Consider the following 25,163-nt stretch of genomic DNA (forward strand, 5'->3'; position numbering starts at 1 on the left):
TTATCATGCATGCACGCAAACAAGCATAGTTCCGCTTGGATGCGACACGTGATATTGATTCCAAATACCTCTTCCTCCGCTGGCATGACCCAGGTCAGGTTCAACGGTCAGTAACACTCTCGTTACAATCTCAGCCAACGTTGCTTGGCCCCCGTTTGGTAGTAAAGCTATGCAATTGTCTTACATTCGAGTACTACAGTACCACTCTATTTCGTGTTTGTAAAGGCTTCCTTGTGCATCTTTTCCAGCTCAGCGAGACAACGCTCTGCCCAAGCTGCCATTTTCTTGAGCTTTTCCATTTCTCTCTCCATCGCCTGACGCACAGATTCCTTGTAGTCTGGAATCGCGCCATTATAGCGAATGAGCCCTTGGACAGGCGTCATGAATTTTTCCATGTAAGAGAGTGCTGGACGCTGGTGAAACAGCGGCACATCTACTTCGTAGGAAGAATGCAAATCGCCTTGTGTCGGGTATTTGGTAACTGCCAACACTTTTACCAGCAGCTTCGAATCGTGGATTTCCAATACTTCTGCAATATATTCACCAGTTCGCTGCGCAACGCGAACGATATCTCCCGGATTCCAGTTCATCGCGGATTCCTCCTTTTATTGAATCAAATGTATTTACATTAGTGAGGCTTCCAGCAGTTTGCGAGCATGCAGCAATACTTCTTCCGCATCCACTACTGGCTGACCGCCACCCTGTGCCATCGCAGGATTTCCCCCACCTTTTCCGTTAATGACCGGCAAGGTTTCTTTCAACACTTGATTGATGGCTACGTTGACTTCTTGCCCACGAGCAAACACGACTTGCATTTTGTCCTCGGCAGTAGCAGCCAAAAGGCAAATCGCATCTGGCGCCAGAGCAGTAGCCAGCTGTGCGAACTGCTGAAGCTGTTGAATGGTTTTGTCTGTGAAGGTACGCATAATGAGGCGAGAGTTCCCCAGTTGACTAGCTGCAGATAGTTGTTGATTGACTTCCACTTCTAAGAGTTGCTTATCCACTTCTGCCAATTTTGCCTTCAAGGCGTCGCGTTCTGCAAGGAGGCGTTCCGTCTGTGCGATCAGTTCCCCTTCATTGGTAGCGAGCAGCTTCGCCGTATCACGAACGACAGCTTGCTTTTGGTTGTAGTCCCGCAAAGCTCGCCATCCACAGATGAATTCCAGACGAATGTTTCCTCGGTGTCGCTCCCAGCCCAAGATTTTGATCATCCCGACTTCGCCTGTACGCGCTGGATGTGTTCCTCCGCATGGGTTGTAATCAAACTCAGGTATCATCACGACACGAATATTTTCGGTAACGGTCGGCTGTTTTTTCAAGGGCAGCGTTGCCAATTCCTCGTCATCAACGAACCGCGCAATGATGGGGTGGTTTTCCAGAACAATCTGATTCGCTCGCTTTTCTACCTTCTCCCATACATCTGCTGTCAACTCATCCAGTCGTACATCAATGGTGACACGTTCTTTGCCCAAGTGAAAGGCTACGGTCTCCGCTTGCACGACTTCCAGGAAGGATGCAGATAAAATGTGTTGGCCAGCATGCTGTTGCATATGATCGAAGCGGCGGTCCCAATCGATGTGACCTGTTACTTCCGCTATGCTTTCGGACAAGGGAGCTTCCAGTCGGTGACGAATTTCGCCATCTACCTCTTCCACATCTACCACACGAATCTCTTCCAATACGCCCAGATCGGAAGGCTGCCCGCCTCCAGTAGGGTAAAAAGCCGTTTGATTAAGTACCACGTAAGGTGTCCCATCTTGCTCGACACCAGCCCTCGTCACCTGGGCCGAAAACGTTCTCGTATAGGCATCCTGATAATAGAGTCTGTCGTCCATCGTTACTCCTCGCTGCATGGAACCATGGTTCCAGCCTGATTCTCCCACATGGGGGCAAAACGAAAAAACGTATGTATAAAGCTTAGCCAAACAGGTGATCCATTTGTTTTTCGCGCTCTTGGCGCTCCTCTGGGCTTGCCAGATCATACTTTTTCAATAAATGAAACAGCTCGTTTAGACGCTCTTGGCTGAGTTCGCCATTCAACTGATTTTTGAATTGACTCACACGCAACTCTGACAGATGTGGAGCTTGTTCTGCCAGTTTTTTGAGTACGTCTTCATGGCTGTGATCCAATTTGCATTCTCCCATGATTTCTCCCCTTCTCCTTACTGTCATCTTCATCATACCATGATTTTTCATTCGAAAAAAAGGCGTACAACCCGCGATGGAATGTACGCCAGATGACTATGCACGCTTACGGACGCGAAAGTTCTCCTCGATCAACAGCCAATTTTGCGGAAATGGCAAACCGAGTTTCCAGTAGCTGACGCCTCTCAAACCAAGCTGTTTAACCAGATTGAACTTGGCTTGGATCGACCGCGCATCCTCAAACCACACCTGATGTTGCTTGCCTTGATCATCGGTGTACGTAAAAAACGGAGCCTGCGCGCGATAATCATACCGGATGACGGCATTATGCTGGGCAGCCAGAGCAATGGCCCCTTGTGGACTCAGCGCTTTCGCTGTCGTTCCTCGCTCGTACGGCAAGGTCCAGTCGTATCCGTACAAATTTTGGCCCATCAAAATTTTCTCGGCTGGCATCTCGGTAATCGCGTATTGCAAGACACGCCGCACGGGCCCGATCGGAGAAACCGCCATGGGAGGACCGCCACTATAACCCCATTCATATGTCATAATCACGACAAAATCGGCAATGGCACCGATCGCCTTGTAATCATGGGCGGTATACCATTTTCCTGCCTGCTCGGCACTTGTCTTCGGTGCCAGCGCAACAGACATCATCAGTCCTGCTGCGTGGATACGGTCTCTCGCTTTTCTCAAGAAATTGGCATACGCTTCTGCACCGGTCGTGGGTAATGCTTCTAAGTCAAAATGAATATCTCCCATTCCCAGCTCTCGTGCTGTCTGAAGAATATTGTTCAACAAGGTATTCTGGAGCTCTTGGTTGTTGAGGATGAGCTCGCCAAATTCCGTGCTGAACTGCTCTTTTTCCAGGTTCGTAATGACCATCATGAGCAAGACCTGGTTTTCTTTTGCAATTTGCGGAAAATTGTTCATTGTCGGTCGCACGAGGGTACCATCCCGTCTGATACGAAAGCTGAACGGAGCCAAATACGTCAGATGCGGTGCAGCCGTGCGAACATCGGCCTCCATAGCTGGTGTGACGGTCCGTCTCGGTTCTACATAAGCATTGAAATCGGCTGCTCGCCGCGGACGGGGCGGGATGTAAAGTCGTTGCCCGACTTGAAGTGGTCTGTATTGCGGAATCCCATTTATGCGTGCAAGCTCTGCCGCGCTGATCTGATAGCGCTGACCAATGGTATACAACGTATCTCCTTGCTTGACCCAATAGTAGCTTCCCACAATCGGAATCACCATCGCCTGTCCAGTTACCAACTTATTTGGATCAGGTAGTTCATTTGCCTCAGTTATCGCCTCTGGTGTGGTTCCGTACGTCTCGGCGATGCTCGCTAAGGTTTGTCCTTCTTCCACCACGTGGATTTGCATACGCCCCCTCCTTCGCATTTCTTCTCTCTTTGTCATATTCATGGCGAAGGAAATAGGTGTATGTCTAGGCAAGAGGTTTCAAAACTTCGTATAAAAATCCGACAGACTGGATGGCATAATGGCGTTCTAACAATTCATTTCTGTGAAAAATAAGCAAGGCGGGAACGCTGGTCACTTGCCATTGTTCTGCCAATGCTGGTGCCGTATTAATGTTGATCTGATACAGAGGAACGGTAGACAATGTTTCTTGCATGATACCGAGCATACGTGCTGCGAGCTTGCAGGTCCCACACATCGGTGTATAGATAAAAAGAGCGACCGACTCCTTTTCTTGCAGGTATTGGATCAATTCTGTTGACGTTAGTTCTTGCAAGTCGTTCACTCCTTTCTGCATATTGGACATGATGCAGGATCTAAATAACCTTTTTCTCTTTCGCAAACAAAAAACGACAGCAACCAACCATAAGGTAGCACTGTCTATTTTGGTACTCTTATACAATTATGGAACAAAGCCAACCACTACTCTAGGCCTCATTGCTTATTGTACTTGGGGTGGCGTTTACACATACTTCATCTTGGCTATATTTTGTATTTTTATAAAAGTCATCGATATTTATTAATGGAAGCCAATATAATGGGTTATCTTTCAATATCCCCTCTAAAGCTAGTATAATACCAGAGCTCCCTGTTTGAAAGTCATCAGACAAACGATAACAAAACTGCCCTGGAAATAAAATATGATTTTCCTTAGGAATTAAAAATAAACGTAACAATTCTATTACACAATCTTTTTTGTTTGTGTACTCAGAATCACTTTTTCCTAGTAGAGGCGGTATAATCAAAAAGCTTCCAGCGCCATCGTAAAGCCCCCCACTAAAGCTACATCTAACACGATATAAATTAGTAATTAAGCTCAATTCTCTTTGGTAAAGTTTTTTATCACTAACATGATTTAGGTAAACGATTGCTATTCCTATACCTACCGATCCCCCTGAAAGGTAAGGTAATAAGCGATTGGAGTCATCAATCGTTTGCAATGTGCTTTTGTCTTCTTTTGTTTTTTCTAAATCTTTATCAATGCATTCAATAGATTTCAAGTAATAACTTTCCTTTTTGGTGACTGCATACAAAGCCGAGTAAAACAACGAGACTCCAGACCAACCATCCATTATACCGATTGGAATCCCGGCCCAATCCTGAACTTTTAACTCTTTCTTCTCGCTCATAAAAGTATCAATTATACTAGCGACAAATATTGCTTTTTCTAGAAAACGTTCATCTTTTTCTTCAAAATAAAGACTAACTAAGCCAAGACCTATACCTGACAATCCTGACCTTAAAGATATATCAGACGAATTAAGATTCATGTTTGCAAAGATGTTCATTGCTTCTTTTTTATAACCGATTTCATATAATGTTGTCCCTATGCCTGCTTTACCTGTTAATAATCCACCTTGTTCAATGGAATCGATGTTTCTCATTAATTCATTTTCAATCCAATGGTTTATAATCTCACTCACAGTACCAGATCTAAAAAATGCTAGCGCAGCTCCAGTGCCTCCATTTTGTACATTGTATTTCCCAGCTTTGCTTTCAAATTGCCTGATATCACCATGAATTAATTTTTCGCTACGAACAAAATTTTTAACAATACCATTTCTGAGACCTTCTATAATGGAGGAAATATCCTTTTTCATCGCATTTTTATTTATGGCCTGCAACCTATTCTCTTCTCCTATAAACGATAAATGCTGATTACATTTTTCCGTTATCATTTCTACAAATAGTAGAAAATCCTCTCCATAAACTTTTTCAATCCATTGATTTTGATAATCATACATACCGGAATCAATATCCTCGATTGGTCCAGTTGGCAATAAGCAATATCGCAGGATTTTCTTTATTGCATACCAGTCCCTCTCTCCGTTATTTTTATTACGTGGATGAGAGAATCCGCATGTTATCAGTGTAGGCTTTCCTTCAGAATCCTTAGGTCGTGCTGTTTCAAAGTCAATCAGAGTAACGTCTAAATCTTCGGATATGATGATATTTGCTGGTTGTAAATCTCCCATTCCTACACCATTTTTATGCATTTCTTCAACAATAGACACCAATCTAGTAAGAATATTATGTATTTTATTCTTATAGACTTTGATATCACCATTATTAATAAAAGGATAGTTCGCTACAATCCAGGAATCTAAATTAATTCCATCCACATATTCTTCCACAAGAAAACTATGTTTCCAATGTGTAAAGGAATCTAGTATATTTACAATTCCATCTACTTTCGATAGCTTTGATAAAGCATCAAGTTCCATTTTTTGTCTTTCTAATGCATCAACTTTTTGACCATCCAAACCTGATTTTGGCCTTGCTTCTTTAATAATGACTTTCTTTTTATCTTTCTTCCTTTCTGTCACATAGATTCCTCCACCATTCGTAAAGCGAAGTGCACTTTGAAATTCGTATTCTTCAAATTTATTATTTTCTACTTCATCTACAATAGATGTGGTATTTAAAGAATCTAAATACTGATCAAATTCTTTAACAAAAGAAGGTACTTGATAGTAAGGAACTCTTTCGTCTACAAGCAATTCATCATTTTCATCTCTAATGCACAATTCGCCTTGTTCGTTGAATATCATTGCAAATCCACCATACCTATAGTAAACAATGCTGTTTTTCCAACACTTGTCACTCAGTATGTATGGACCACTCTCAAAAGAATGAAGGGTGGTATATAGTAGATCTAATAAATTTAAAAAATCATCATCACTAGGAGGATAGATCGTAATAAACTTTCCCGAACTTGCTCTATTTGCGATCTTTGAGTTTGTAGTAAAATAATCCCATTCGCTTGCAAGATGTTTGAAATGGACTTTACGTTCAACCAATATATGACTGACCTTCTGTAATATCTGTTCTGCATTATCAAGTGTTGCACTAATATGGATTTTCCAGCCTTGAGCTTGCAAGGATCGTTCTTTAAACTTGTACATTTTCCATACAGAATTTTCTCCCCTGCTAACTACACAATCATCTGATAAATTTGTCACATTAAATTCTCTCTCAGTAACGATTGATTTGTTAGGAGTGAAATATTTCGAGTTTTCATTTAAATAATCATAATAAACCATGTTTGCCTTCATGATATACTCTCCTCTCATAAATGATTTATGTACCTCTCCCAATAATTTGTAAGCTACATCTTATGTATTCGTCTCATTCAAAAGGACCTAGTTGAAGTTACCCTTCAACTAGGTCTTCTCTGAAGAAGCACTTTACAACCATTACCCCCATGGCCAAGGGCAAATGTTACTATACAATGACCACCTAGCAGCTACTTCACTTGCCTCGTTTTGAGGAAGTTTTTGTAAACTCAGTACTTGATTCATTATAATTCACCTCCTTCCAAAATTTAGATGAAATGTCGTGACTAATCTATAAAGCTTGTACTATATTAATGCTCCGGTCTTCATCGCGAACTAAAATTCTAACCACCTTTCAATCGAATCTATATTACATATTTTAACAATAAGTGGATATTATTGTCAATAAATTCATAAATTGCGATAGATTCAGTAAATTTCTCAAATAGCTGATGGTACCTATATAAGGGCTTTCCAGCGCCACTTGCCCCACAATAGCTGTCACTCGGTTACTGAAGATTCTTGGAGAGTCACCTCTACTGAGTTTTTCATCTTTTATTTGGGGAAGAGAAGCCTACGAAGAAAAAAAATAGACTACAAGCAATAGTTGCTGTAGTCTACTTTCTCTTTCAGATTCAACTCTTAACGCGCAATCGTTGTATGAGCCAGCTCCTCCGTCACGGTACAGACCGCACTCGAATCCCAGCTACCCTTACCTTGTGCTTTCGCTGCCTCATACATTTGCGCAACCGTTCCTCCAACGAGAACAGGCACTTGCTGTTCACGTGCGGTTTGCGCATAGAGCTGCAAATCTTTGTGCATATGATCCAAAGAAAAGACCGTATTTTCATACGTACCGTACAAGATGTTAGGCCCAAAAACGGAGAGAACGCGATTGTGGGCAGAGCCTTTGTCCATGACGGCTGCCAGCTTGTGTGGATCGACACCTGCTTTTGCCCCGACACTGAACGCCTCTCCCAACGCTGCTGTGATGACTGCAACGACAGAGTTGTGACAAAGCTTCGCCACTTGTGCAGAGCCGGATTCCCCCAGATAAAAAATTTCCTTTCCAATTGCCCTGAGATAGTCCATGATTTCCGGAAGCTTTGCCCCATCACCGCCGACCATAATAGTCAATGTTCCAGCCGCAGAACCCGCAGGTCCTCCACTCACCGGGCAATCGTAGTAGTAGATCCCTTTTTCTACGCCGTGCTGATTCAGACGTTTTGCTGTAGCAGGATCGATCGTACTTGTATCAAATACGAAACTGCCCGCCCCTAATGATAAGAAAAGTCCGTCCGCACCCAACATGACTTCGTCAACAATCGCAGGACCTGGAAGCGAAGTGAAAACGACACGTGCTACGCTACCCACTGCCTGTGGAGACTCGACGACTATTGCTCCTTTTTCCTTCGCCCAGGCTTTTGCTGCTGGACTCGGATCATAGGCATACACGCGGTAGCCTTTTCGCAACAGATTACAGACCATCCCTTTACCCATTGCACCAATGCCGATAACACCAATCGCTTCCATCTTCGCTCCTCCTGCTTTCCCTATACTTATGGCCGAATATAAACCGTTTTGGTCTCGACATAAAAATCGAGCGCTGACTCCCCTTGCTCTCTCGGACCCAATCCAGATATCTTTTTGCCACCAAACGGAAACTGTGATTCAAAATGAGTCGACGGCATATTGACATGCGTGACACCTGACTGAATGCCTTTGACAAATTGGAAAGCTTTTTGCAAATCGTTCGTAAAAATCGTGGAGGACAAGCCAAATTCTACCTGGTTAGCCACTTGCATCGCATGTTCGAAAGAATCCACATCGATCACGGCGATCACAGGGCCAAAAATTTCTTCGTTGGCAATCGTCATCTCCTGCGTAATGCCGGTAAATACTGTCGGCGCGACGAAGTAGCCCTGGGCGAGATCACCTTCTGCAAGGCGCTTACCCCCGCATTCCAGTACGCCACCTTCTTCGATCCCCTTCTGTACATAGTGAAGATACAAATTGAGTTGATGCTCGTCCACTACTGGACCGTTATGATTGTCTGGATCGAAACCATTCCCGATTTTCAAGCTCTTCGCTCGCTCGATCAGTTTTGCTTTTACTTGTTCGGCTACTTCGGGAACAACCAATACGCGACTGGTCCCCGTACAACGCTGTCCATTATCGAAGAATCCGCTCAGTACGATGGAATCAATGGCAAGGTCAATATCAGCGTCCGCGAGAATGATCGCCGGATTTTTCCCGCCCATCTCCGCCTGAATCTTGCCTCCTCTGGCTCCAACTGCTCTCCCCAAAGCAAGTCCCACTTCAGAAGAACCCGTAAATGAAATGCCCCTGACCAGTGGATGATTCGCCAATTCATCACCGATGACCGCACCCGGTCCTGTTACCAAATTCACTACCCCACGCGGAACGCCGCTTTCAATCAGGAGCTCTACCAGCTTTACGCTAATCAAGGAGGTGTTGCTCGCCGGCTTGAACACAACTGTATTGCCTGCGAGGATAGCTGGGACGATCTTCCACAAGCCAATCCCCAGCGGAAAATTCCATGGGGCAATAATCGCGAAAACCCCGATTGGCTCTCGCACTGTGTAACCAATTACCCGTTCATCAAAGGAAGGCACCGTTTGACCTGTCAAGCGAGTGACTTCCCCAGTCAACTGCTTCATGGAGGTGATTGTCTTTGCGACTTCGCCTCTCGCTTCCCGCAATGTTTTTCCTACTTCACGAGTGATCGTTTCTGCGAGCTCTTCTTTGTGTTTTTCCAACAAGTGAATGAGGGCGAACAAGAATTCTCCACGTGTGGGAGCCGATTTTTGCGACCATTCACCAAAAGCATTGGCAGCAGCTTCAATGGCAGAACGCGCATCCAGCCCGTCCGATTTTTGAAAATAACCGAGAACCTCATTCGTATTGGCAGGGTTCGTGCTAGGGAAAACTTGTCCAGTATGGCTCGTCACCCAAGCCCCATCGATGTAGTTATTGTAGGTTGCTGTCAAATCGTCTCCCACCTTCCGCATCTTATAGAAGTATTGTATATAGCAAAAATTATGAATACAATGTATATACAGACACTTATTTCCAACTATTAATGTGTATTTCTCTACATGGAGGACACGTGGATGAATTCATTTTCGCTCCTGCTTGAAAAGCTGCACGAATGGTTTGGCGATCAGCCTTTTTCGATCTGGTTTCAATTTTCGCGTGATCGACATTTTCGGCTTATATTCTCTTCTTTTCATGAAAGCGCTACCACGATTATTCCCCGTATGACAGTACCACTCTGTGACAACGATGCTAGCCACTTGCGGCATAGATATGCCCAACAGATGTACCGTTTTTTCTACGAAAAGGAAGGACAAGCCGTTATTTGTCTTGCACATAAAGCAAAACAACCGCCCCTCCTTACCTCCGACCAACGGGAACTATTGTGGTTCGGGATTCGCCTGTTGTTGGTAGAAGAAAAAATGACAGCCAAAGCGGAGGAAGGCAAGAAGCTCTTTGAAGGGATTCGCTCGATATCTGCTACCCTTGACGTTCACCAAATCATCCGTGGCATCATAGGTAACGCACTGGCTGTTATCCCGGCGGCAGACGCAGGTCTCTTGCACTTGTATGATCCCTCTATCGACCGTTTGATTCCGAAAGCGACTGTCGGTTTTCATGATACGGTGTTCAAGGATCTCAAAATGCAGGTCGGCGAATCCATCGCTGGCAAAGTGTTTGAGGACGGAATCCCACGCATGTACAAAACCAGCCAAGAAACAAACCACGCGATGAAGGACATCTCCGCTGACAACTTTCACTCCCTGAACCACGCAAAAACATTGCGCGACTTGAATGGGTTATTATGCGTTCCGATTTCACGTGAAGAAAAACGTATCGGCGTACTTGTCCTTCATCAGTTTCATCAAGAAAATGTGTTTACGGAGTACGACCTTGACCTCCTCCAAGGCTTTGCAGACCAAACTTCCATCGCCCTGCAAAATGCCGAACTCTATGCGGAAGTCAAGCAAGCGTATGAACATATGACTGCCATTAGTGCTCAACTGCAAGCCAAGCACGATGATTTGATACAACGCAACCATATCCATGAATCCATCAAGCAGCTGTCCTTGCAAAATAAAGGAGCGGAAACAATCGTAAAAACCCTCAGCAAAATGACAGGCCATTCCATCTATTTTGCCGACTGGCTTGAGCAGAAAATGTATCCTGGAGAGAGTGTATTATTTTTTAGCTGGGATGAACTATATGCATTGCTGAACAAAAGAAGACAGCCTGCTTCTGTCAACCTGTTCTCTCCTTCTTCTGGTGACGATCAATTGTTCTGTATGTATCCGTTGATCAATGGAAGCATCTTTCTCGGATGTCTCATGATTCCCTTAGACGAACGCGGGCTATCTGATCTCGCACGTATAACGGTCGAGCAAGGGAGTGCTGTGCTCATACTCGATTTGGTGAAAAAGCAATCGATCAGCTCCGTGCTGTACAAGCGAGCACACGATCTTTTTCAAGAGCTGATCGCAAGCAAAGGGAATGAACTGCCTGACCGCGCTCGTTCGATGGGGTTACAGCCGCAAGCAAAATACTACGTAGTTTATGCCCATCTGACGCAATGTCACGATCTGGCTTTGCTAGAAGCAAACATTCACCGGCTCATTACCCGTTGGAAATGGGAGTTTAGTAAAACTCAGATGTTTGTCTACGGATTCCATAACCATGTCACCCTCCTCATCCGGTCTCTCGGCTCACGAGATGGAAAGGACATCCGGGAGAGGCTGCAACAGACAACCTATGAGTGGGAACTTGGCAAGGAAGCATCTTTATCCATTGGCGTGGGAAGTATGGCAAGCGGGATTGAACAAATCAGCAAAAGCTACGAAGAAGCCAAGAAAGCCGCACACTATTTGACCAGCCGTAGCCGTTCTGGTGTGGTTCACTATAAAGACCTGGGTGTCAATCGCCTCATGCTGAACCAGAGTCAGGCCGATATTGATGCATTCATTCAAGATGTCTTTGCCCCTTTCTGGCAAGACCCGGAAAAATATCAGGAATGGGAACAGACGATCATGACCTATATGAAATGCAGTCAATCCCCACAACTGACCGCCAAAGAGCTGCACATTCACGTCAATACGTTGTATCAGCGATTGCGCAAAGTCGAGGAGCTTCTTCACATCGATTTGCGAAATCCGGAAGATTTGCTGAAATTACAGCTTGCTTGTCATTTGCGTCAAGAAGGATGAATCGAAAAAGGCAGGAGTAGCTTCGGACGGGAAAAAGTCCTGGGCTACCGCTGCCTTTTTGTTTGCAAAGTCTTTTTACGAGTGTTCGTTATTTTGTTTACCATAATTAAGTTATGTAAATTACTTCCTCATGTACATCGTGAAAAAAACAGATGTGTTTTTTCTTCTTGTAATATTTGGATAAACATCCATAATGAACTTGGGGGCATCAGGCACCAAACACCCCAAAGATTCGCGCCCTACTACAGGTAAAGGAGTGATGATGTTTTGGATTCGCAAAAACAAATGGAAAAGCATATGAGAGGTTCCAAACGATAATTTCATCCGTTCTCTCATATGCTATGGGAGGAAATGAACGAAATGTTTGCTCAAAAGATGGTTCAAGGTACGGAACTCACAACCGATTGCTTCCATAGCGCGACCAATCTGTTCGAAGCGTTGAAGCATCATGTATCCATCAAAGGGGTCATTGTAGGTGTTATTCCCGGTAGAGTATTCCTGTCAAATGACGCGAGATCAGCCTTGTTGACTAGCCCCCAAGGTATTTTTCTAGGTGGCAGTGTTGATAATCCCCTCTTCTTTGAAGAAGTGAATGCATTGCTCAAAGAGGAGCTATTACCGCAGCTTGCTGCTGATGAACAGCTTGACTACGTCCTGTTTTATCCAACGGATGAGAAGTGGAATGACATTCTCGATATCGTGATGAAAGATATATTACCTATGAGAAGCGGGCGAATGATCTTTACTCACCATTTACAGGATCTGTCCCCTCCTGCTGACGATCATATTGTCCCGATAGACAGCACCTTGTTGAAGCGTAAAGAATTGGTAGGTCTTGAGGATGTTATCGATGAAATAGCAGAGAACTGGCCATCCATAGAAGCCTATGAAAACAAAGGCTTCGGTTGTGCCGTGATTCAAGATACCGATGAGGGGCCTACCATTATTAGTTGGTGCATGACGGATTGGGTAGTAGAAGACGAATGTGAATTGGGTATAGAAACCGATGAAGACTATCGGGGTAACGGATGGGCTCGAAAGACAGCATTGGGTGCTCTCTCACTCGCCAAACAACGCGGAATCAAAAGAGTGGGATGGCAGTGCTGGTCAAATAATATAGGTTCACAACGAACAGCCTTGTCTGTCGGTTTCGAGCTGCTCGCGGATTGCCCGGTTCTGTTCGGATGGAACCTTCCTTTAAACAATTTCATTGTCAACGGTAACCACTATATGCGTGGCGATCTGAAATATGGCGTGGAAAAAGACTACACCCGTGCCGCATGGAGTTATGCCCAAGCACTTGATAAAGGCTGGGATTGGGATGGCGATCCGGCCTTGTATTGGAATGCTGCTTGCTTGTTCTATCTGAGTGGTGAAGAGGACCGTGCAAAGCATTACTACAAAAAGGCTATCGAACATGGCTGGGTAAGTATTCACCACCCGCATTATCATGATTATGTGTACAGAGAACAGGACAGCGATCAGATCGCTCGTATTCTTGCTGAATCAGTACTATAATGGAAACGCCGCCGTTTTATCGGCGGCTTTTTGCTGAGCTCATCCATTTTCCCTCTACTTCTCCGCCTTTGAATGAAAAAGAAATGGCTTGCCGTTCAAGTAGTTTTTGATCATAGGTATTGCATAGGGCTGTTCTTCTTTTAGCCCCTCGGTTTCCCTGGGGTCTGGAGCATGATGACTATAATTTTCAATCATGACCATCACCGCGAAGCTCTCTAGTGTGGTGAGCCAGTCCCCTTCTAGTTTCCGCAAACTCTCATAGCCTTTTATGACTAGCTCTCTTTGTGCAGGATATAAACCCAAAATGGTATGGGCGATATCATAAAGATAGTAGCCAAACCCACATCTTCCAAAATCAATCGGACGAGGATCTCCGTTATGAAAAACGATGTTACCTTGGTGCAGATCGCCGTGAATGATTCCATAGTGGCTGCTATTCTTGTCCAATTTGGCAAGACAAGTGAGTATTTTATCCGCCGCCAATTGATATAGCTCGAATTCTTCATCTGTCAGAAACCGATGGTAATGCTCCGTCAACCGAGTCATAGACTGCTTGAAGCTATCTTCTCCCCAGATCGGACGTACGAATTCAGGGGTCAATTGGAAATCCTGGGATACTGTATGAAGCTTTGCTAACAGGACGCCCTCTTTGTAAACTTGGTCTTCCGTAAGTTCTTCATCTGCATGCTCCCCTTCGACCCAACGCATGACGGATACGAAGACACAGTCACCATTCGCAAGATCGATGCTCACTGTCTTGGAACCATTGCGGCACTCTATTCCCGTTGGAATCGCTACCTCTATTTTTTCATGCAAAGAGCTGAGCCAAGCAAGCTCGGAATCAATTTCGTTTCTGTTCTTGTTTCCGTGAATGCGAAGTAAATAGGTACCATCCTTCTCTGTTTCTATCACAAACGTGCATGTGTCGGATAGTTGGTTGAAACGAATCTGTTCCCCATCCAAGTCGTATTCGTGCATCGCCTTTTGTGCGATTTGCTGCAACTGGGCCACTACCTTCTCGATGTCATCTTCAGAATCCAACTGAAATAACCTCGTCATGCGAATCCCCCATCCAATATATGGTTCATATGCTTACATTCGTTTGATTTCCGCCATACTCCTTTTTTCTTTTTTTCGCTTGACTCCAACCTAAGGTCAGACTGCAAACTCAATTTCAGGAGGTGAATCGCCATGTTGTATACCGTTAACGACGTAGCCAAACTGTCTGGTACCACAATCAAGACACTCTACCATTATCAAAAGATTGGCTTGCTGATGCCCGAAATTGTTACAGAAAATGGATACAGATATTATGGTGAGAATGAACTCAAGCGGTTACAACAAATCTTGTTTTATCGTGAGCTTGATTTTTCGTTGGACAGCATTAAAGCTGCACTTGATCACGAACCAGACAGACTTCGTTGTTTATGTGAGCAGCAAGCGATGTTAAAGGCACGCCAGCTTCGATTGGACCGCATCTTGCTTACTTTAGAAGAAACGATTCGACACGAAAGGAAGAGAGGAAATATGTCCACGGAGAACATGTTTGATGGATTAAACGAAGAAGAATGGAGGCAGGCATTGGCTCAACAAAATGAGCATTTGCAAGAAGCGTACGATTTTCAATTGGATACAGAGAATCTGGACGTGGCTTCCATGAATGAAAAAGCTGCCGAAGCGACTGCTTTCATGACGTCTATGGCAGAGGCCTTGAAAAACAACAAAAGTGTCGACGATGAAGCAGTAGTTTCTGCTATCGAAAACCATCTTGCTTTTTTACAAAAAGACCATCCGATTGATGCGAGAGCTTTTGCCGAGCAGTCAAGGTTTTTCCTTTCAGATGAGTTTCACCGCGCTATGCTGGAAGAACAGCAAACGGGATTAAGCTACTACATTTGCATTGCTGCCGAAAATTACGCTTCCAAGTAAAGTGTAGTTAAACGAACGTTTAACACTTAAACCGGGTGAGCTGCAACTCCCCGGTTCATTGTTTCCTTTCTATCTGATGCCTTAGATTACCGCGCCGATAATATGCTCCTTGATTAGCGTCCATCGATCACGAGGATTCTGCATGAATTCCGATGCAATGGCTACGACGAGGTTTTTTTCTGGGATGCAACAGATAAGATTACCTCCATCGCCCATTGCAGCGTATGCAAAAACACCGTCCTCTTCACGCAACCACCATAGATACCCGTATTGATTGGGATTCAACGCGGTCGATTCATCTATCCAAGCCTCTGGAATGATCTGATGATTGCCCCAACAGCCACGATTCAGATAGAGCCAACCAAAACGTGCCATGTCACGGGGAGTTAACGTGAGACCCCACCCTCCTGTGGAATTGTTGTTTGGATCCTTCACCCATCCTCTCACATCTTTCCCGAATAAATCTTCAAACGCAAACGCCTTCATTTCATAATCAGGGATTTCTTCCATGCCGATGGGTGTAAACAAGCGTTCGTTGGCAAATTCTCGGGCACTTTTTCCTGTGCTGCGTGTGAGGATGGCTGAAAGCAGGTGCGCCCCAGCGGTCGAATACTTAAACGCCCCAATCTCTCCGTTTTGCCCGAGCATATCCAGGGTATATTTTACCCAATCGGACTGCATACACATTTTGTCCAGTGGTTCGTGCCAGTCCTCAAAAGGATAAGGGGCTGTCATCGTGAGGAGATGGCGAATGGTAATTCCTTGTTTTAGCGTATCAGTATGATCGGGTGCATAGTCTGGGAAAAATTCTAACACCTTTTGGTCGACATTATTGATAAACCGTTCCTCTATGGCAATACCAATGAGAGCCGATAGTATACTTTTCGTTACAGACGCTACATGGTGCCTATCTTTCGGCCCATAGCCATGATAGTAGCTTTCATGGGCGATATAACCATTTCTCACAATCATGATCCCGTTTATGTTGCTGTACACGGATTTTATGATAGGATCTACGTCTGCTAGTTTTTCAGCGTCTATGTTTAAGAGGGCCGGGTCTACTGCTTGCCATTCGGTAATAGGCCAATCGCTTCTTTGCATGATAATTCTCTCCTCTACAAGCGAATGTCATTTTTTTCTGACTGGAAAATACACCTCCGTAACAAGCTCCTCAGGAACACTTGCTTGTTCGGGTTCCGTTACATAGACTTCATATGGTGATCTCACCAATTCATAGCCTTCGTTTTCTACCCATTCCCGCAATCTGGCATAAACCGCAGTCAATTCTGAATAAGGGCCCTTACACACTGACTTTGCACAAAGTCCCCCAGGCAGATCTCTTGTTCCCTTTACAGCTTCCGCGACCGGGAGTGCAAACTCGGTATCGTTTCCGGCAGGATTGAATTCAGGGCTGTGATAAATCGTCATCGGCGTACCGAGCAAGGTGAGCTTTTCAGTTGCAATTCTTTCATACAGCTTACTAAAATACTTTCCATATCCTGTTGCATAATCATCACTCGTCATCATCTGGCGTAAAGAAAGAATATGGATTGGCTGGGTCTCCACAAGCTGGACTTCTATGTTGTCAAGATATGACATCACGGGGATACCCTGCTCCATTTTGGAAAGATCATGGTTCAGTTGTTTTATGGTATAGTCCAAAGCGTTTCGTTTTTCATACATCTCCCTTTGCTTGAGAAGAAGGGCGGAAACAAGCTTCTCCTCCGACTGATCTTCTTCCCATTCCAAAATGGCTTTTATCTCGTCCAGCGAGAAATGATACGATTTCAAACGGTTGATGAAGATCATCTTTTTCAGTTGCTTGATGGAATAATACCGATAGCCATTTTCAGGATTAATCTCGTCCGGGTTCATTAGTCCTATTTCGGCATAATAGCGAAGCGTTTTGGTAGACACTCCACATATCTTTGAGAATTCTCCGATTGCTAGCACAGGCTCACCTCCCTTGTTCATTCCGTATCGATATTCTACTTATACCCCTTCCCCTAAGGGCAAAGTCAACTGCAAGTATAAAAGCTTAAAGTGCCTCATCAAAAAATAATCCGTAAAAATAAGTAACTCAAAAAAAGCACACAATTGATGTAAAGTTTGATTGGCAACTGTTCTTTCCCTATTTCTTGGCAACAAATGCACAAATAATAGTCTTATAGCAAAGTTTTAGATGAATAGAAAAAGAGATAGGAGTTCGTTTTTTATGTCACGATCCGATACACGTAATCGCTTCATTATCCTTGCAATGGCACTGGGCTTACTGATGTCTTCCCTCGACAATACCATTACCTCGGCGGCCATTAGTCCCATTATTAAAGATATTGGCGGCTTTGAGAGCATGAGCTGGGTATTCACCTCGTACGTATTAGCCGCGACCAGTACGATGCTCATCTTCGGGAAAATGTCCGATCTTTTTGGGCGCAAGTTGTTTTACTTACTTGGCATTACTATTTTTCTCATTGGATCGGCGCTTTGTGGCGTTGCCCAAAGCATCGAACAGCTAATTGCTTTCCGTGCTCTGCAAGGAATTGGCTCTGGGGCCCTCTTTCCTATTACTTTCACAATCCTATTTACGCTTTCCTCTGATCCGAAATATACAGCGCGAATCTCCGGCGTGTTTGCCGGTATCTTTGGGCTCTCTTCTATCGCTGGACCTCAAGTCGGAACCTTGCTCTCTGATTATTTGGGGTGGCGTTGGTGCTTTTATGTCAATGTTCCGATCGGTTTGTTGTCTCTCTTCACTCTTCTGTTTTCCCTTAAAGAATCCCGTTCTCATACAAAGCCAAAAATTGACTATTTGGGTACCGTTACATTAATCGTCGCCTGTATAGCTGTCATGCTGGCGCTTGAATGGGGAGGAAAAGCATATGAGTGGTCTTCGTGGCAAATCATCTCGCTGTTTGTACTGGCCGGAATAGCGGGGCTCGCTTTTATCATGGTAGAACGACATGCACAGGAACCGATCCTTCCGTTCCAGATTTTTCAAAACCGTATGGTGGTCGCGACATGTATCGCCTGTCTTTCTCAAGGTGCCATCATGTTTGCTGCCATCACTTATTTGCCTATTTTCGCTGTCGCCGTACTTGGACATCCGAACTCCAATAGTGTTTTGACCCCGTTGATGCTCTCCTTGACGGGAGGCGCCGTGGTATTCGGAATGTTGCAAACAAAGTTTTCCTTTCGATCCCTTATGGCGTTCTCTATGCTCGCATGTGTAGTCAGTTCTATTTTGCTTATGTACCTTTCAACTGGCATTTCCTTCTTTTTCTTAACACTCTTGATGATTCTGTTCGGGTTTGCTGCAATCGGGCCGTTAATGAGCATTGCACAAAACGCGATTGTGCATGCGGTCGATAAAAAATACATGGGTATTTCTTCCTCAATCGTTGGGTTTTGTCGGAACATGGGAGGCGTGCTCGGTGCATCGATCACCGCTGCTGTTGTTAACCAAAATTATGGGAGTATCGTATCCACAGGGGCGTCATTGCATGGTATTTCCTTGGAGAAAGTAGATGGTCTGCTTAACCCTGAAGCTCTCATGCGTGAGCCTTTACAAATCGAGCCAGGTGTTCATTCTTTTCTGATCGATTCTCTAGGCAACGCCATCAATCATGGTTATATCGTGGGATTGGTTTTCGCCGTTATTGGTTTCTTTTCTGTACTATATGCGGGCCCTGGCAAGCTTGAGCGCCATCAAAAGAGTGCCGAATCATAAAGGTCCACGGGTTTCTTGCTCGGCATCACTTTCTAAAAATGACAGAATGTTGTATGGTATAGTATGTACATTCACAAACTATACTTCACAAAGGAGAGTGTACTTTGTGCGTGAAACCTGTGTTCCAACTGGCGTGGAGCTGAAAGACACTGGCTTTGGATATACGTTGTCTTTGATAGGCGGGAAATATAAAATGATCATTTTGTATTGGCTAGCTGAAAAAAAGGTGATGCGGCATAATGAGCTGAAGCGAAGTATCGGTACCATTTCCTTCAAAACGCTGAGCTTGATGTTAAAAGAATTGGAGGCAGACGACTTGATCATCCGCAAGGAATTTCCCCAAGTCCCTCCCAAAGTGGAATATTCCTTATCAGAGCGTGGTCTTTCTCTCATTCCCTTGTTAAATATGATGTGCGACTGGGGAGAGAAAAACAGCTTGCCCCCTCAAGAGGCTGTAAAACAGCAGGCATAACATCAGGAAAAGAAGTATCTCCCAAAACGAGGAAATACTTCTTTTTTCATAGGGCCTCTTACAGGTTATCAATGAATTTCAAATAATCTTCCGCGCTCTTATCCAATTCGCTGCCAGGTACATTTTCCCCTGGCTCAGTTTCTGCGCCATAATACGCAAAGAATGAGCGATAATCCGCATGGCAATAGCGGAAGGTTGTTTCAAAAGGGGTCATTATTTGCTCAAGTGTATACCGATATCTTCCCTCTTCATGATAATCTTCTTTCTTGATTCCGGCAGATACGGCTAATGCCGCTTTGCGATTCTTTAATTTATCGCCTCCCTTTGAACCGTACGCCCACCCATATGCGAAAACATCGTCAAGCCATTTTTTCAGGAGCGGTGGACAATTAAACCAGTAAATCGGGAACTGTAAAACAAGATTCTCGTGCGATTCAATCCATTGCTGTTCTTTTTCCACATCAATGTTTCCATCTGGGTATGCCTTATACAATTCGTGTACGGTATACTTTTCTGGATATTTTTTCAGTTCTTCTACCCATCGCTTATTGATGACGGATGTTTCGATGCTTGGATGTGTGACGATGACAAGAGTTTTCAAAGTAAGGTCCTCCTTGAATGTTTGTTGTTTTATGAGTATAAAATGCTTGCTACAAATTTGTAAGTATGCACATTTAGTTCAGTTACTTACATAAAGGTGAGTGTGAAGAACAGAAAAAAGCCTCCCCTCAACCTAAAGATTTAGGTTTGTATCGTTGGGAGGCCCCTTTGCAAATGTGTTATTTCAGCTTTTTCTCCATATACAGCGTGCCTTCAATCGGATTAAAACGATAGGGCTCAATTGGATAAAATCCCAACGAGCGGTACAGCTGAATCGCTTGTTCCATCGTAGGAAGCGTATCTAATCGGATGAATGAATAGCCCCGTAATTTTGCTTCGTCCATGATCGCCATGGCTAATTTTTTCCCTACCCCTCTTCCCTTCCATTCAGGCTTCACATACAATCTCTTCATTTCGCAAACTTGTTCATCTATTTTTCGTAAGGCAACACATCCTGCTGGCTGCTCGTAATCTAGCGCCAGCAAAATACAGCCGGCAGGGGGTGCGTATTCGCCTGGTATATTTTGCAATTCGGTCGCAATGTTTTGAAAGCTCAAATCCACTCCTAATGAATCTACATACTCCAAGAAAAGTTCACGTGCTTGATCGTATTCATATTCCTCCATTGCATGAATCAAATGCAGCAATCCAAACACCTCCACATCCCGTTTTACATTCTACAAACTGAAACTCGTGCAATTCCGTGACACGAAAAAACCAGCTTACAACAAAAGGATCATTGTGTGAGCTGGCATTTTTCATTTCGTCGTGCGATCGTTTAAGAGGTGCGCAACGAGCGACGCAAGATTTTCCCCGTACTGTTTTTGGGAAGCTCTGCTACGAATTCGACCTGACGAGGAACTTTGTATTTCGCCAGCTTGTCACGACAAAATGCCATGATATCCTCTTGAGAAACCGCTACTTCCTTCAATGCCACAAATGCCTTGACTGCTTCACCATGCACCTCGTCAGGAATCCCGATCACAGCCGCCTCGATGATAGCAGGATGCTGGTAAAGCACTTCTTCTACCTCACGCGGGTACACGTTATAGCCGTCAACGAGAATCATGTCTTTTTTGCGATCAACGATGTACACATATCCTTCACCATCCATACGAGCCATGTCTCCCGTATACAACCAACCATCTCGGAGCGCCGCGGCCGTATCATCTGGCAAACCGAGGTACCCTATCATGACATTGGGCCCTTGTATCACCAGCTCGCCTACTTCTCCACGCGCGACTTCGTTTCCTTCGGGATCGACGACCTTGTTCTTCACAAGCGGGATATCGACTCCAACCGATCCTGGCTTTCTGGTCCCGTGCAATGGATTAAATGTTGTAGCTGGAGCTGCCTCTGACAAACCGTAGCCCTCCAGTACCTTGGCATCGTATTTCGCTTCGAACTTGTGCAGGAGCTCGACGGGCATGGATGCACCTCCCGAGCAGTATATCCGGATCGAGGAGAAATCTTCTTTTGTCGCAGTCGGCAGCTGTAGCAGATAGTTGTACATGGTCGGAACACCTGCGAAACATGTGGCTTTTTGCTCCTGAATCGTTTGGAGGACGTCTACCGGATGAAATTTTGGCACGATAATAATGGCCGCTCCCGTGCGAATCGGGCCATTCATGCACACCGTCATGCAGAAGACGTGAAACATCGGAAGTACCGCGACCATGCGATCTTCTGGCACCAGCTCGAACAATAGCCCCATCGCTTCTGCATTCGAAGCCATATTGCGGTGGGAGAGCATCGCTCCTTTTGGCTGACCAGTCGTACCTGATGTGTACAGGATTACAGCTAGATCATCTTCGTTTCGTTCCGGCTCCGCGTACCCTGCCTCTGACTCTTGCCCTTCCTGTACAAGCTGATCGATCGTTATTTCATTTTCAATGGATTCCGTGTAGATGAGAAGCTGCAAATCTTTTATTTGGTCCTTCATCGGGGTTAGTACCGGCTGCAACGCGGACAAGGCAATGGCTGCCTTTGCTTTACTGTTCGATAGAATGAAGCTGATTTCACGCGCCGTATAGATGGGGTTCATAGGAACAACAACAGCTCCCACGCGGAGAATCGCATAGTAAGCGCTAACAAAATGCGGCCGATTATCCATGAGCAGGGCGACAGCATCCCCTTTTCCAATCCCGTGCTGGGCAAGTCCTACTGCGAGATGTTCGACCTGCTGATTGAATTCCGCGTACGTGGTCGTTTCTCCCAGGAAGACGAAAGCTGGGCGGTCCGGAAACTGTTTCGCGCTCTGCGTGAGGCTTTCATTCAAATGATACATCACACATCTACCCCCTTTTCAGAAAATTTTAACACCTAGAGCCAAGCCTATAAAGTATTACTTTTAGGAAACATGGGAGATTGGCGGGGCTGATTGACTGACTGGTTCATTGCGCTTTACAAAGAGCAGGAAAAGCACGCCGCAAATGATAAAGAGCACCCCGTTGACGATCATGGCGTTGCCAAAACCAGTGCCAATATCTCCGGCTGACTGAACAATAGAGCCCGTGACCAGCGGCGAGATGATCCCTGCCAACGTAACCAGGCTGGACAACACGCCTACCAAAAGTCCCGTGCGTTCCGGCAATAAGCTGCTGACAATGACAGAGGCAGCTGTCCCCACAGAAAAAGCAAATCCTTTTCCTAGGCACAGAAGGATCAAAACAAATACCGTAGATTGAACAAGAGCAACACCGTAAAAGCAAAGTCCCCCTAAAATAATCGAAACACCGCCAACCAGAACGTATGATTTGCGATAGCTGCGATGCTTTTTAAAGAAACGATCACCAATCGAAGAAATCAGTATGGTCATCAGTCCGGCCAAAAGTCCCGTGCCAGCAATCGCATAGGCCATTTCCTGATTCGTAAACTGGAAGACCTTGACGAGATAGACAGGCTCCCATACGGATGCGAAGGTGGTCCCCCATATTTGTGCGAAATAAATTAAAAAACAGAATAGAAACGTGGATGAGAGCAAGACACCGGATATATCCGACCATTTCGCTTTTGGCAAGGTGGGAGCTGCGACTTTTGCAGGAGCGACGCTGACAAGTGGTTTTTCTTTTCCAATCCAGAGCCAGACCAAGAGCCATATCAGACTGAGTGCGCCCATAAACGCCCAGGAAAATCGCCATCCATAGCTATCAATTAGCGCGACAATCATCGGTGCGGAAGCAACCGCACCGACGAAAGCACCGAAGTTCACAGTTGAATAAACCAGTCCACGCTTTTCTTCGGGAAACCATTTGTTCAAATGGCTGACAACCGTTGCCCAAAATGGCCCTTCGCCTATTCCAAGCAATACCCGCGCAACGACAAGCATTGGCAAACCCGCGATCGCATAAGCGCCGAATTGGATGACTGTCCAGGACAATGCCATGATCGCCAGCATTTTTTTCGTCCCAATGCGGTCCGACAATGCTGCGCCTATAATCCCGGCAATGGAAAAAAACCAGAAAAAACTGCTTCCGACAATTCCCCATTCTTTCTCGTTCAACGAAAATTCAGTCATAATCGGCACAGCAGAATATCCCGCAATTGTTTTGTCCGCATAATTGATCATGTATAGCACAAATAACATAACCATTGTGATTCTGGCCATCATGTGAATCACTCCATTTGTCTAGGAAATAGACTGCCACTATTCCCCGCTATTTTGAAAGCCTCACGCGCCCAACTCCATCCGTAATCTCAATCACTGTGCCGTATGGTTCGCTCAAAGTCTTGAGCCCCTCCAGGATTGAGGTATCCCCGCTTAATTTCGGCCACCCCATACGATGTACAGGCAGATCAAAGCCTAATTCAATCGGATGCAGCTCCAGTTCGAGCAGCTCACCATCTTGCATTTTCCACAACGGAATAACCGACTCCCACACCTCTTTGTGCACACAGAGTCCGCGAGTGTAATTGGCACTCATCGCTTCCAAGGCATCTGCCACATTATTGGTGTGGTCTAGGCCATAGTGCTCGTAGAAATCGGCGGGTTGACTCGTAACAGCTTCTGTCTGAAAAATAAAATCTCCCAAGCTGTAAAAGATCGGTCGATTGTTGTAGATTTCAATGCCACGCAATAAATGGGGGCCGTGTCCCACCACTGCATGAGCGCCTGCATCGATGCAAGCTTTTGCAAAAACAGGCAAGAAATCAGCTGCAACCTCTTTCGCGTCCCCCTTCATTTCATGTGCGTGAATACTCACGATGACGTAATCAGCCCGCCTATTTGCCTCCTCAATCGTTCCCGCGATTCTGTTCAGATCGCGCGGATGCGGTTCGGTAGTCGTCCCCTCTTCGTCGCTTACCATGAAACGTGCATTTCCGAAGAGAAAGATCTCCTTGCCCGGATCGTTCATGAAGCCTTCCTCGATGAGAAGCTTGCTGAAGGCGTTAATGTCCGTCGCCTCCGCTATGGCCCTCAAATCAGCGAGCTTTTCTTCCGTAATGTGGTGTGTCATCACATAGCGCATCGGATTGATCCCTGGTCTGCCGATACTATCCGAACGCTGATCTCCGGCCGCCCACCATGGATGAAAAGTCGACGTCGCAGCGATCAAGGCTACCCTGGCCCCTTCGCATTCGAGATAACGCGGAGCCCCCGCTTCAGCGAGATTTTTACCTGCGCCAGCATGGACGAAGCCATACTGATTGAGATATCGTTCGGTTGCTTCTAGTCCCCCATACAAATAATCAAGCGTATGGTTATTCGCCCAGCCAATCATGTTAAAGCCGTAATCCTTCATGACTTGCAAAACGGAAGGTGGTGACATCGCCCATGTGCCTCCGCTTTGCGCGCTGGGATAGCCCTCATTATCGTGTACGGTCGTCTCCAGATTCGCAATGCGTACATCCGCACGGTGCAGCAAGCTGGAAACCTCTTGAAAAGCTTGGTCCCTGTATGGCAGATTGCGTGTAATGAAGCTGTCACCAGTCGCAGTAAACCAAATAGGCTTGGTCATTGGCAGGATTCCCCTTTCCCTTTT

General features: G+C 45.3%; 22 protein-coding genes and 1 riboswitch. Of the genes, 5 read left to right on the top strand and 17 right to left on the bottom strand.

Annotated elements, in window-relative coordinates; translation table 11 throughout:
* Positions 1 to 54: 54 nt before the first annotated feature.
* Positions 55 to 165, bottom strand: a riboswitch (TPP riboswitch).
* Positions 166 to 206: 41 nt separating this feature from the next.
* The 9 genes from ACKKE8_RS16570 to ACKKE8_RS16610 all read right to left on the bottom strand — a co-directional run bounded on the left by ACKKE8_RS16570 (position 207) and on the right by ACKKE8_RS16610 (position 9,709).
* Positions 207 to 590, bottom strand: a complete 384-nt coding sequence (locus ACKKE8_RS16570) for a kinase-associated lipoprotein B (protein ID WP_409174045.1) — start codon at positions 588 to 590, stop codon at positions 207 to 209.
* 33 nt (positions 591 to 623) lie between these two features.
* Positions 624 to 1,835 carry an alanyl-tRNA editing protein gene (locus ACKKE8_RS16575; protein ID WP_409174046.1) on the bottom strand — a complete coding sequence of 404 codons (1,212 nt, stop codon included), beginning with the start codon at positions 1,833 to 1,835 and terminating at the stop codon, positions 624 to 626.
* A gap of 82 nt (positions 1,836 to 1,917) precedes the next feature.
* On the bottom strand, positions 1,918 to 2,145 hold the full coding sequence (locus ACKKE8_RS16580) for a hypothetical protein (RefSeq protein ID WP_041749457.1): 228 nt from the start codon (positions 2,143 to 2,145) through the stop codon (positions 1,918 to 1,920).
* 96 nt (positions 2,146 to 2,241) lie between these two features.
* Positions 2,242 to 3,525, bottom strand: coding sequence for a LysM peptidoglycan-binding domain-containing protein (locus ACKKE8_RS16585; protein ID WP_409174047.1), 1,284 nt, complete (start codon positions 3,523 to 3,525; stop codon positions 2,242 to 2,244).
* Positions 3,526 to 3,589: 64 nt separating this feature from the next.
* Positions 3,590 to 3,898, bottom strand: coding sequence for a thioredoxin family protein (locus ACKKE8_RS16590; RefSeq protein WP_409174048.1), 309 nt, complete (start codon positions 3,896 to 3,898; stop codon positions 3,590 to 3,592).
* 151 nt (positions 3,899 to 4,049) lie between these two features.
* Positions 4,050 to 6,677 carry a class III lanthionine synthetase LanKC gene (gene lanKC / locus ACKKE8_RS16595; RefSeq protein ID WP_409174049.1) on the bottom strand — a complete coding sequence of 876 codons (2,628 nt, stop codon included), beginning with the start codon at positions 6,675 to 6,677 and terminating at the stop codon, positions 4,050 to 4,052.
* Positions 6,678 to 6,818: 141 nt separating this feature from the next.
* On the bottom strand, positions 6,819 to 6,923 hold the full coding sequence (locus ACKKE8_RS16600) for a class III lanthipeptide (protein WP_409174050.1): 105 nt from the start codon (positions 6,921 to 6,923) through the stop codon (positions 6,819 to 6,821).
* A 396-nt stretch (positions 6,924 to 7,319) separates the two neighbouring features.
* The gene (locus ACKKE8_RS16605; protein ID WP_409174051.1) at positions 7,320 to 8,210 is read right to left on the bottom strand and encodes an NAD(P)-dependent oxidoreductase; all 891 of its coding nucleotides are present in this window, start codon (positions 8,208 to 8,210) and stop codon (positions 7,320 to 7,322) included.
* A gap of 26 nt (positions 8,211 to 8,236) precedes the next feature.
* Positions 8,237 to 9,709 carry an aldehyde dehydrogenase family protein gene (locus tag ACKKE8_RS16610; RefSeq protein ID WP_409174052.1) on the bottom strand — a complete coding sequence of 491 codons (1,473 nt, stop codon included), beginning with the start codon at positions 9,707 to 9,709 and terminating at the stop codon, positions 8,237 to 8,239.
* Positions 9,710 to 9,811: 102 nt separating this feature from the next.
* Between ACKKE8_RS16610 and ACKKE8_RS16615 the strand changes: the two genes are divergently transcribed.
* Both ACKKE8_RS16615 and ACKKE8_RS16620 read left to right on the top strand, forming a co-directional pair.
* Positions 9,812 to 11,935 carry a helix-turn-helix domain-containing protein gene (locus ACKKE8_RS16615; RefSeq protein ID WP_409174053.1) on the top strand — a complete coding sequence of 708 codons (2,124 nt, stop codon included), beginning with the start codon at positions 9,812 to 9,814 and terminating at the stop codon, positions 11,933 to 11,935.
* A 360-nt stretch (positions 11,936 to 12,295) separates the two neighbouring features.
* Positions 12,296 to 13,453, top strand: a complete 1,158-nt coding sequence (locus ACKKE8_RS16620; protein ID WP_409174054.1) for a GNAT family N-acetyltransferase — start codon at positions 12,296 to 12,298, stop codon at positions 13,451 to 13,453.
* A 54-nt stretch (positions 13,454 to 13,507) separates the two neighbouring features.
* On the opposite strand, the gene ACKKE8_RS16625 is transcribed toward ACKKE8_RS16620, so the two are convergent.
* Entirely contained in the window at positions 13,508 to 14,512 is a 1,005-nt protein-coding gene (locus ACKKE8_RS16625; protein ID WP_409174055.1) for a phosphotransferase enzyme family protein, read from the bottom strand.
* A 132-nt stretch (positions 14,513 to 14,644) separates the two neighbouring features.
* Between ACKKE8_RS16625 and ACKKE8_RS16630 the strand changes: the two genes are divergently transcribed.
* Positions 14,645 to 15,382, top strand: coding sequence for a MerR family transcriptional regulator (locus tag ACKKE8_RS16630; protein WP_409174056.1), 738 nt, complete (start codon positions 14,645 to 14,647; stop codon positions 15,380 to 15,382).
* Between the two features lie 81 nt (positions 15,383 to 15,463).
* Here the strand turns inward: ACKKE8_RS16630 and ACKKE8_RS16635 are convergent, their stop codons facing one another.
* A complete protein-coding gene (locus ACKKE8_RS16635) occupies positions 15,464 to 16,483 on the bottom strand; it encodes a serine hydrolase domain-containing protein (RefSeq protein WP_409174057.1) in 1,020 nt (339 codons plus the stop codon).
* A gap of 27 nt (positions 16,484 to 16,510) precedes the next feature.
* Positions 16,511 to 17,335 (bottom strand): MerR family transcriptional regulator, encoded by an 825-nt coding sequence (locus ACKKE8_RS16640; RefSeq protein ID WP_409174058.1) that lies wholly within the window; start codon positions 17,333 to 17,335, stop codon positions 16,511 to 16,513.
* 262 nt (positions 17,336 to 17,597) lie between these two features.
* Here ACKKE8_RS16640 and ACKKE8_RS16645 point away from each other — a divergent pair, with 262 nt between their 5' ends.
* On the top strand, positions 17,598 to 19,109 hold the full coding sequence (locus ACKKE8_RS16645) for an MFS transporter (protein ID WP_409174059.1): 1,512 nt from the start codon (positions 17,598 to 17,600) through the stop codon (positions 19,107 to 19,109).
* A 106-nt stretch (positions 19,110 to 19,215) separates the two neighbouring features.
* Positions 19,216 to 19,581, top strand: coding sequence for a winged helix-turn-helix transcriptional regulator (locus ACKKE8_RS16650; RefSeq protein ID WP_409174060.1), 366 nt, complete (start codon positions 19,216 to 19,218; stop codon positions 19,579 to 19,581).
* Positions 19,582 to 19,639: 58 nt separating this feature from the next.
* Here the strand turns inward: ACKKE8_RS16650 and ACKKE8_RS16655 are convergent, their stop codons facing one another.
* From ACKKE8_RS16655 to ACKKE8_RS16675, 5 genes are all read right to left on the bottom strand, one after another.
* The gene (locus tag ACKKE8_RS16655) at positions 19,640 to 20,182 is read right to left on the bottom strand and encodes an NAD(P)H-dependent oxidoreductase (RefSeq protein WP_409174061.1); all 543 of its coding nucleotides are present in this window, start codon (positions 20,180 to 20,182) and stop codon (positions 19,640 to 19,642) included.
* Between the two features lie 178 nt (positions 20,183 to 20,360).
* Complete coding sequence (locus ACKKE8_RS16660; RefSeq protein WP_409174062.1) at positions 20,361 to 20,837, bottom strand: GNAT family N-acetyltransferase; 477 nt, start codon at positions 20,835 to 20,837, stop codon at positions 20,361 to 20,363.
* A 122-nt stretch (positions 20,838 to 20,959) separates the two neighbouring features.
* Positions 20,960 to 22,468: a fatty acid--CoA ligase family protein gene (locus tag ACKKE8_RS16665; RefSeq protein WP_409179144.1), complete on the bottom strand. Its 1,509-nt coding sequence runs from the start codon at positions 22,466 to 22,468 to the stop codon at positions 20,960 to 20,962.
* Between the two features lie 63 nt (positions 22,469 to 22,531).
* Positions 22,532 to 23,791, bottom strand: a complete 1,260-nt coding sequence (locus ACKKE8_RS16670) for an MFS transporter (protein WP_409174063.1) — start codon at positions 23,789 to 23,791, stop codon at positions 22,532 to 22,534.
* Positions 23,792 to 23,837: 46 nt separating this feature from the next.
* Positions 23,838 to 25,139 (bottom strand): CapA family protein, encoded by a 1,302-nt coding sequence (locus tag ACKKE8_RS16675; RefSeq protein WP_409174064.1) that lies wholly within the window; start codon positions 25,137 to 25,139, stop codon positions 23,838 to 23,840.
* Positions 25,140 to 25,163 lie beyond the last annotated feature (24 nt).

This window comes from Brevibacillus fortis, assembly GCF_046196545.1.
Lineage (GTDB): Bacteria > Bacillota > Bacilli > Brevibacillales > Brevibacillaceae > Brevibacillus > Brevibacillus fortis_A.

What these genes read in the sequence shown, in the direction of transcription:
- ACKKE8_RS16570 (WP_409174045.1), bottom strand. Translation starts at nt 590, where the DNA reads ATGAACTGGAATCCGGGAGATATCGTTCGCGTTGCGCAGCGAACTGGT.
- ACKKE8_RS16575 (WP_409174046.1), bottom strand. Translation starts at nt 1,835, where the DNA reads ATGGACGACAGACTCTATTATCAGGATGCCTATACGAGAACGTTTTCG.
- ACKKE8_RS16580 (WP_041749457.1), bottom strand. Translation starts at nt 2,145, where the DNA reads ATGGGAGAATGCAAATTGGATCACAGCCATGAAGACGTACTCAAAAAA.
- ACKKE8_RS16585 (WP_409174047.1), bottom strand. Translation starts at nt 3,525, where the DNA reads ATGCAAATCCACGTGGTGGAAGAAGGACAAACCTTAGCGAGCATCGCC.
- lanKC (WP_409174049.1), bottom strand. Translation starts at nt 6,677, where the DNA reads ATGAAGGCAAACATGGTTTATTATGATTATTTAAATGAAAACTCGAAA.
- ACKKE8_RS16600 (WP_409174050.1), bottom strand. Translation starts at nt 6,923, where the DNA reads ATGAATCAAGTACTGAGTTTACAAAAACTTCCTCAAAACGAGGCAAGT.
- ACKKE8_RS16605 (WP_409174051.1), bottom strand. Translation starts at nt 8,210, where the DNA reads ATGGAAGCGATTGGTGTTATCGGCATTGGTGCAATGGGTAAAGGGATG.
- ACKKE8_RS16610 (WP_409174052.1), bottom strand. Translation starts at nt 9,709, where the DNA reads ATGCGGAAGGTGGGAGACGATTTGACAGCAACCTACAATAACTACATC.
- ACKKE8_RS16615 (WP_409174053.1), top strand. Translation starts at nt 9,812, where the DNA reads ATGAATTCATTTTCGCTCCTGCTTGAAAAGCTGCACGAATGGTTTGGC.
- ACKKE8_RS16620 (WP_409174054.1), top strand. Translation starts at nt 12,296, where the DNA reads ATGTTTGCTCAAAAGATGGTTCAAGGTACGGAACTCACAACCGATTGC.
- ACKKE8_RS16625 (WP_409174055.1), bottom strand. Translation starts at nt 14,512, where the DNA reads ATGACGAGGTTATTTCAGTTGGATTCTGAAGATGACATCGAGAAGGTA.
- ACKKE8_RS16630 (WP_409174056.1), top strand. Translation starts at nt 14,645, where the DNA reads ATGTTGTATACCGTTAACGACGTAGCCAAACTGTCTGGTACCACAATC.
- ACKKE8_RS16635 (WP_409174057.1), bottom strand. Translation starts at nt 16,483, where the DNA reads ATGCAAAGAAGCGATTGGCCTATTACCGAATGGCAAGCAGTAGACCCG.
- ACKKE8_RS16645 (WP_409174059.1), top strand. Translation starts at nt 17,598, where the DNA reads ATGTCACGATCCGATACACGTAATCGCTTCATTATCCTTGCAATGGCA.
- ACKKE8_RS16665 (WP_409179144.1), bottom strand. Translation starts at nt 22,468, where the DNA reads ATGTATCATTTGAATGAAAGCCTCACGCAGAGCGCGAAACAGTTTCCG.
- ACKKE8_RS16670 (WP_409174063.1), bottom strand. Translation starts at nt 23,791, where the DNA reads ATGATGGCCAGAATCACAATGGTTATGTTATTTGTGCTATACATGATC.
- ACKKE8_RS16675 (WP_409174064.1), bottom strand. Translation starts at nt 25,139, where the DNA reads ATGACCAAGCCTATTTGGTTTACTGCGACTGGTGACAGCTTCATTACA.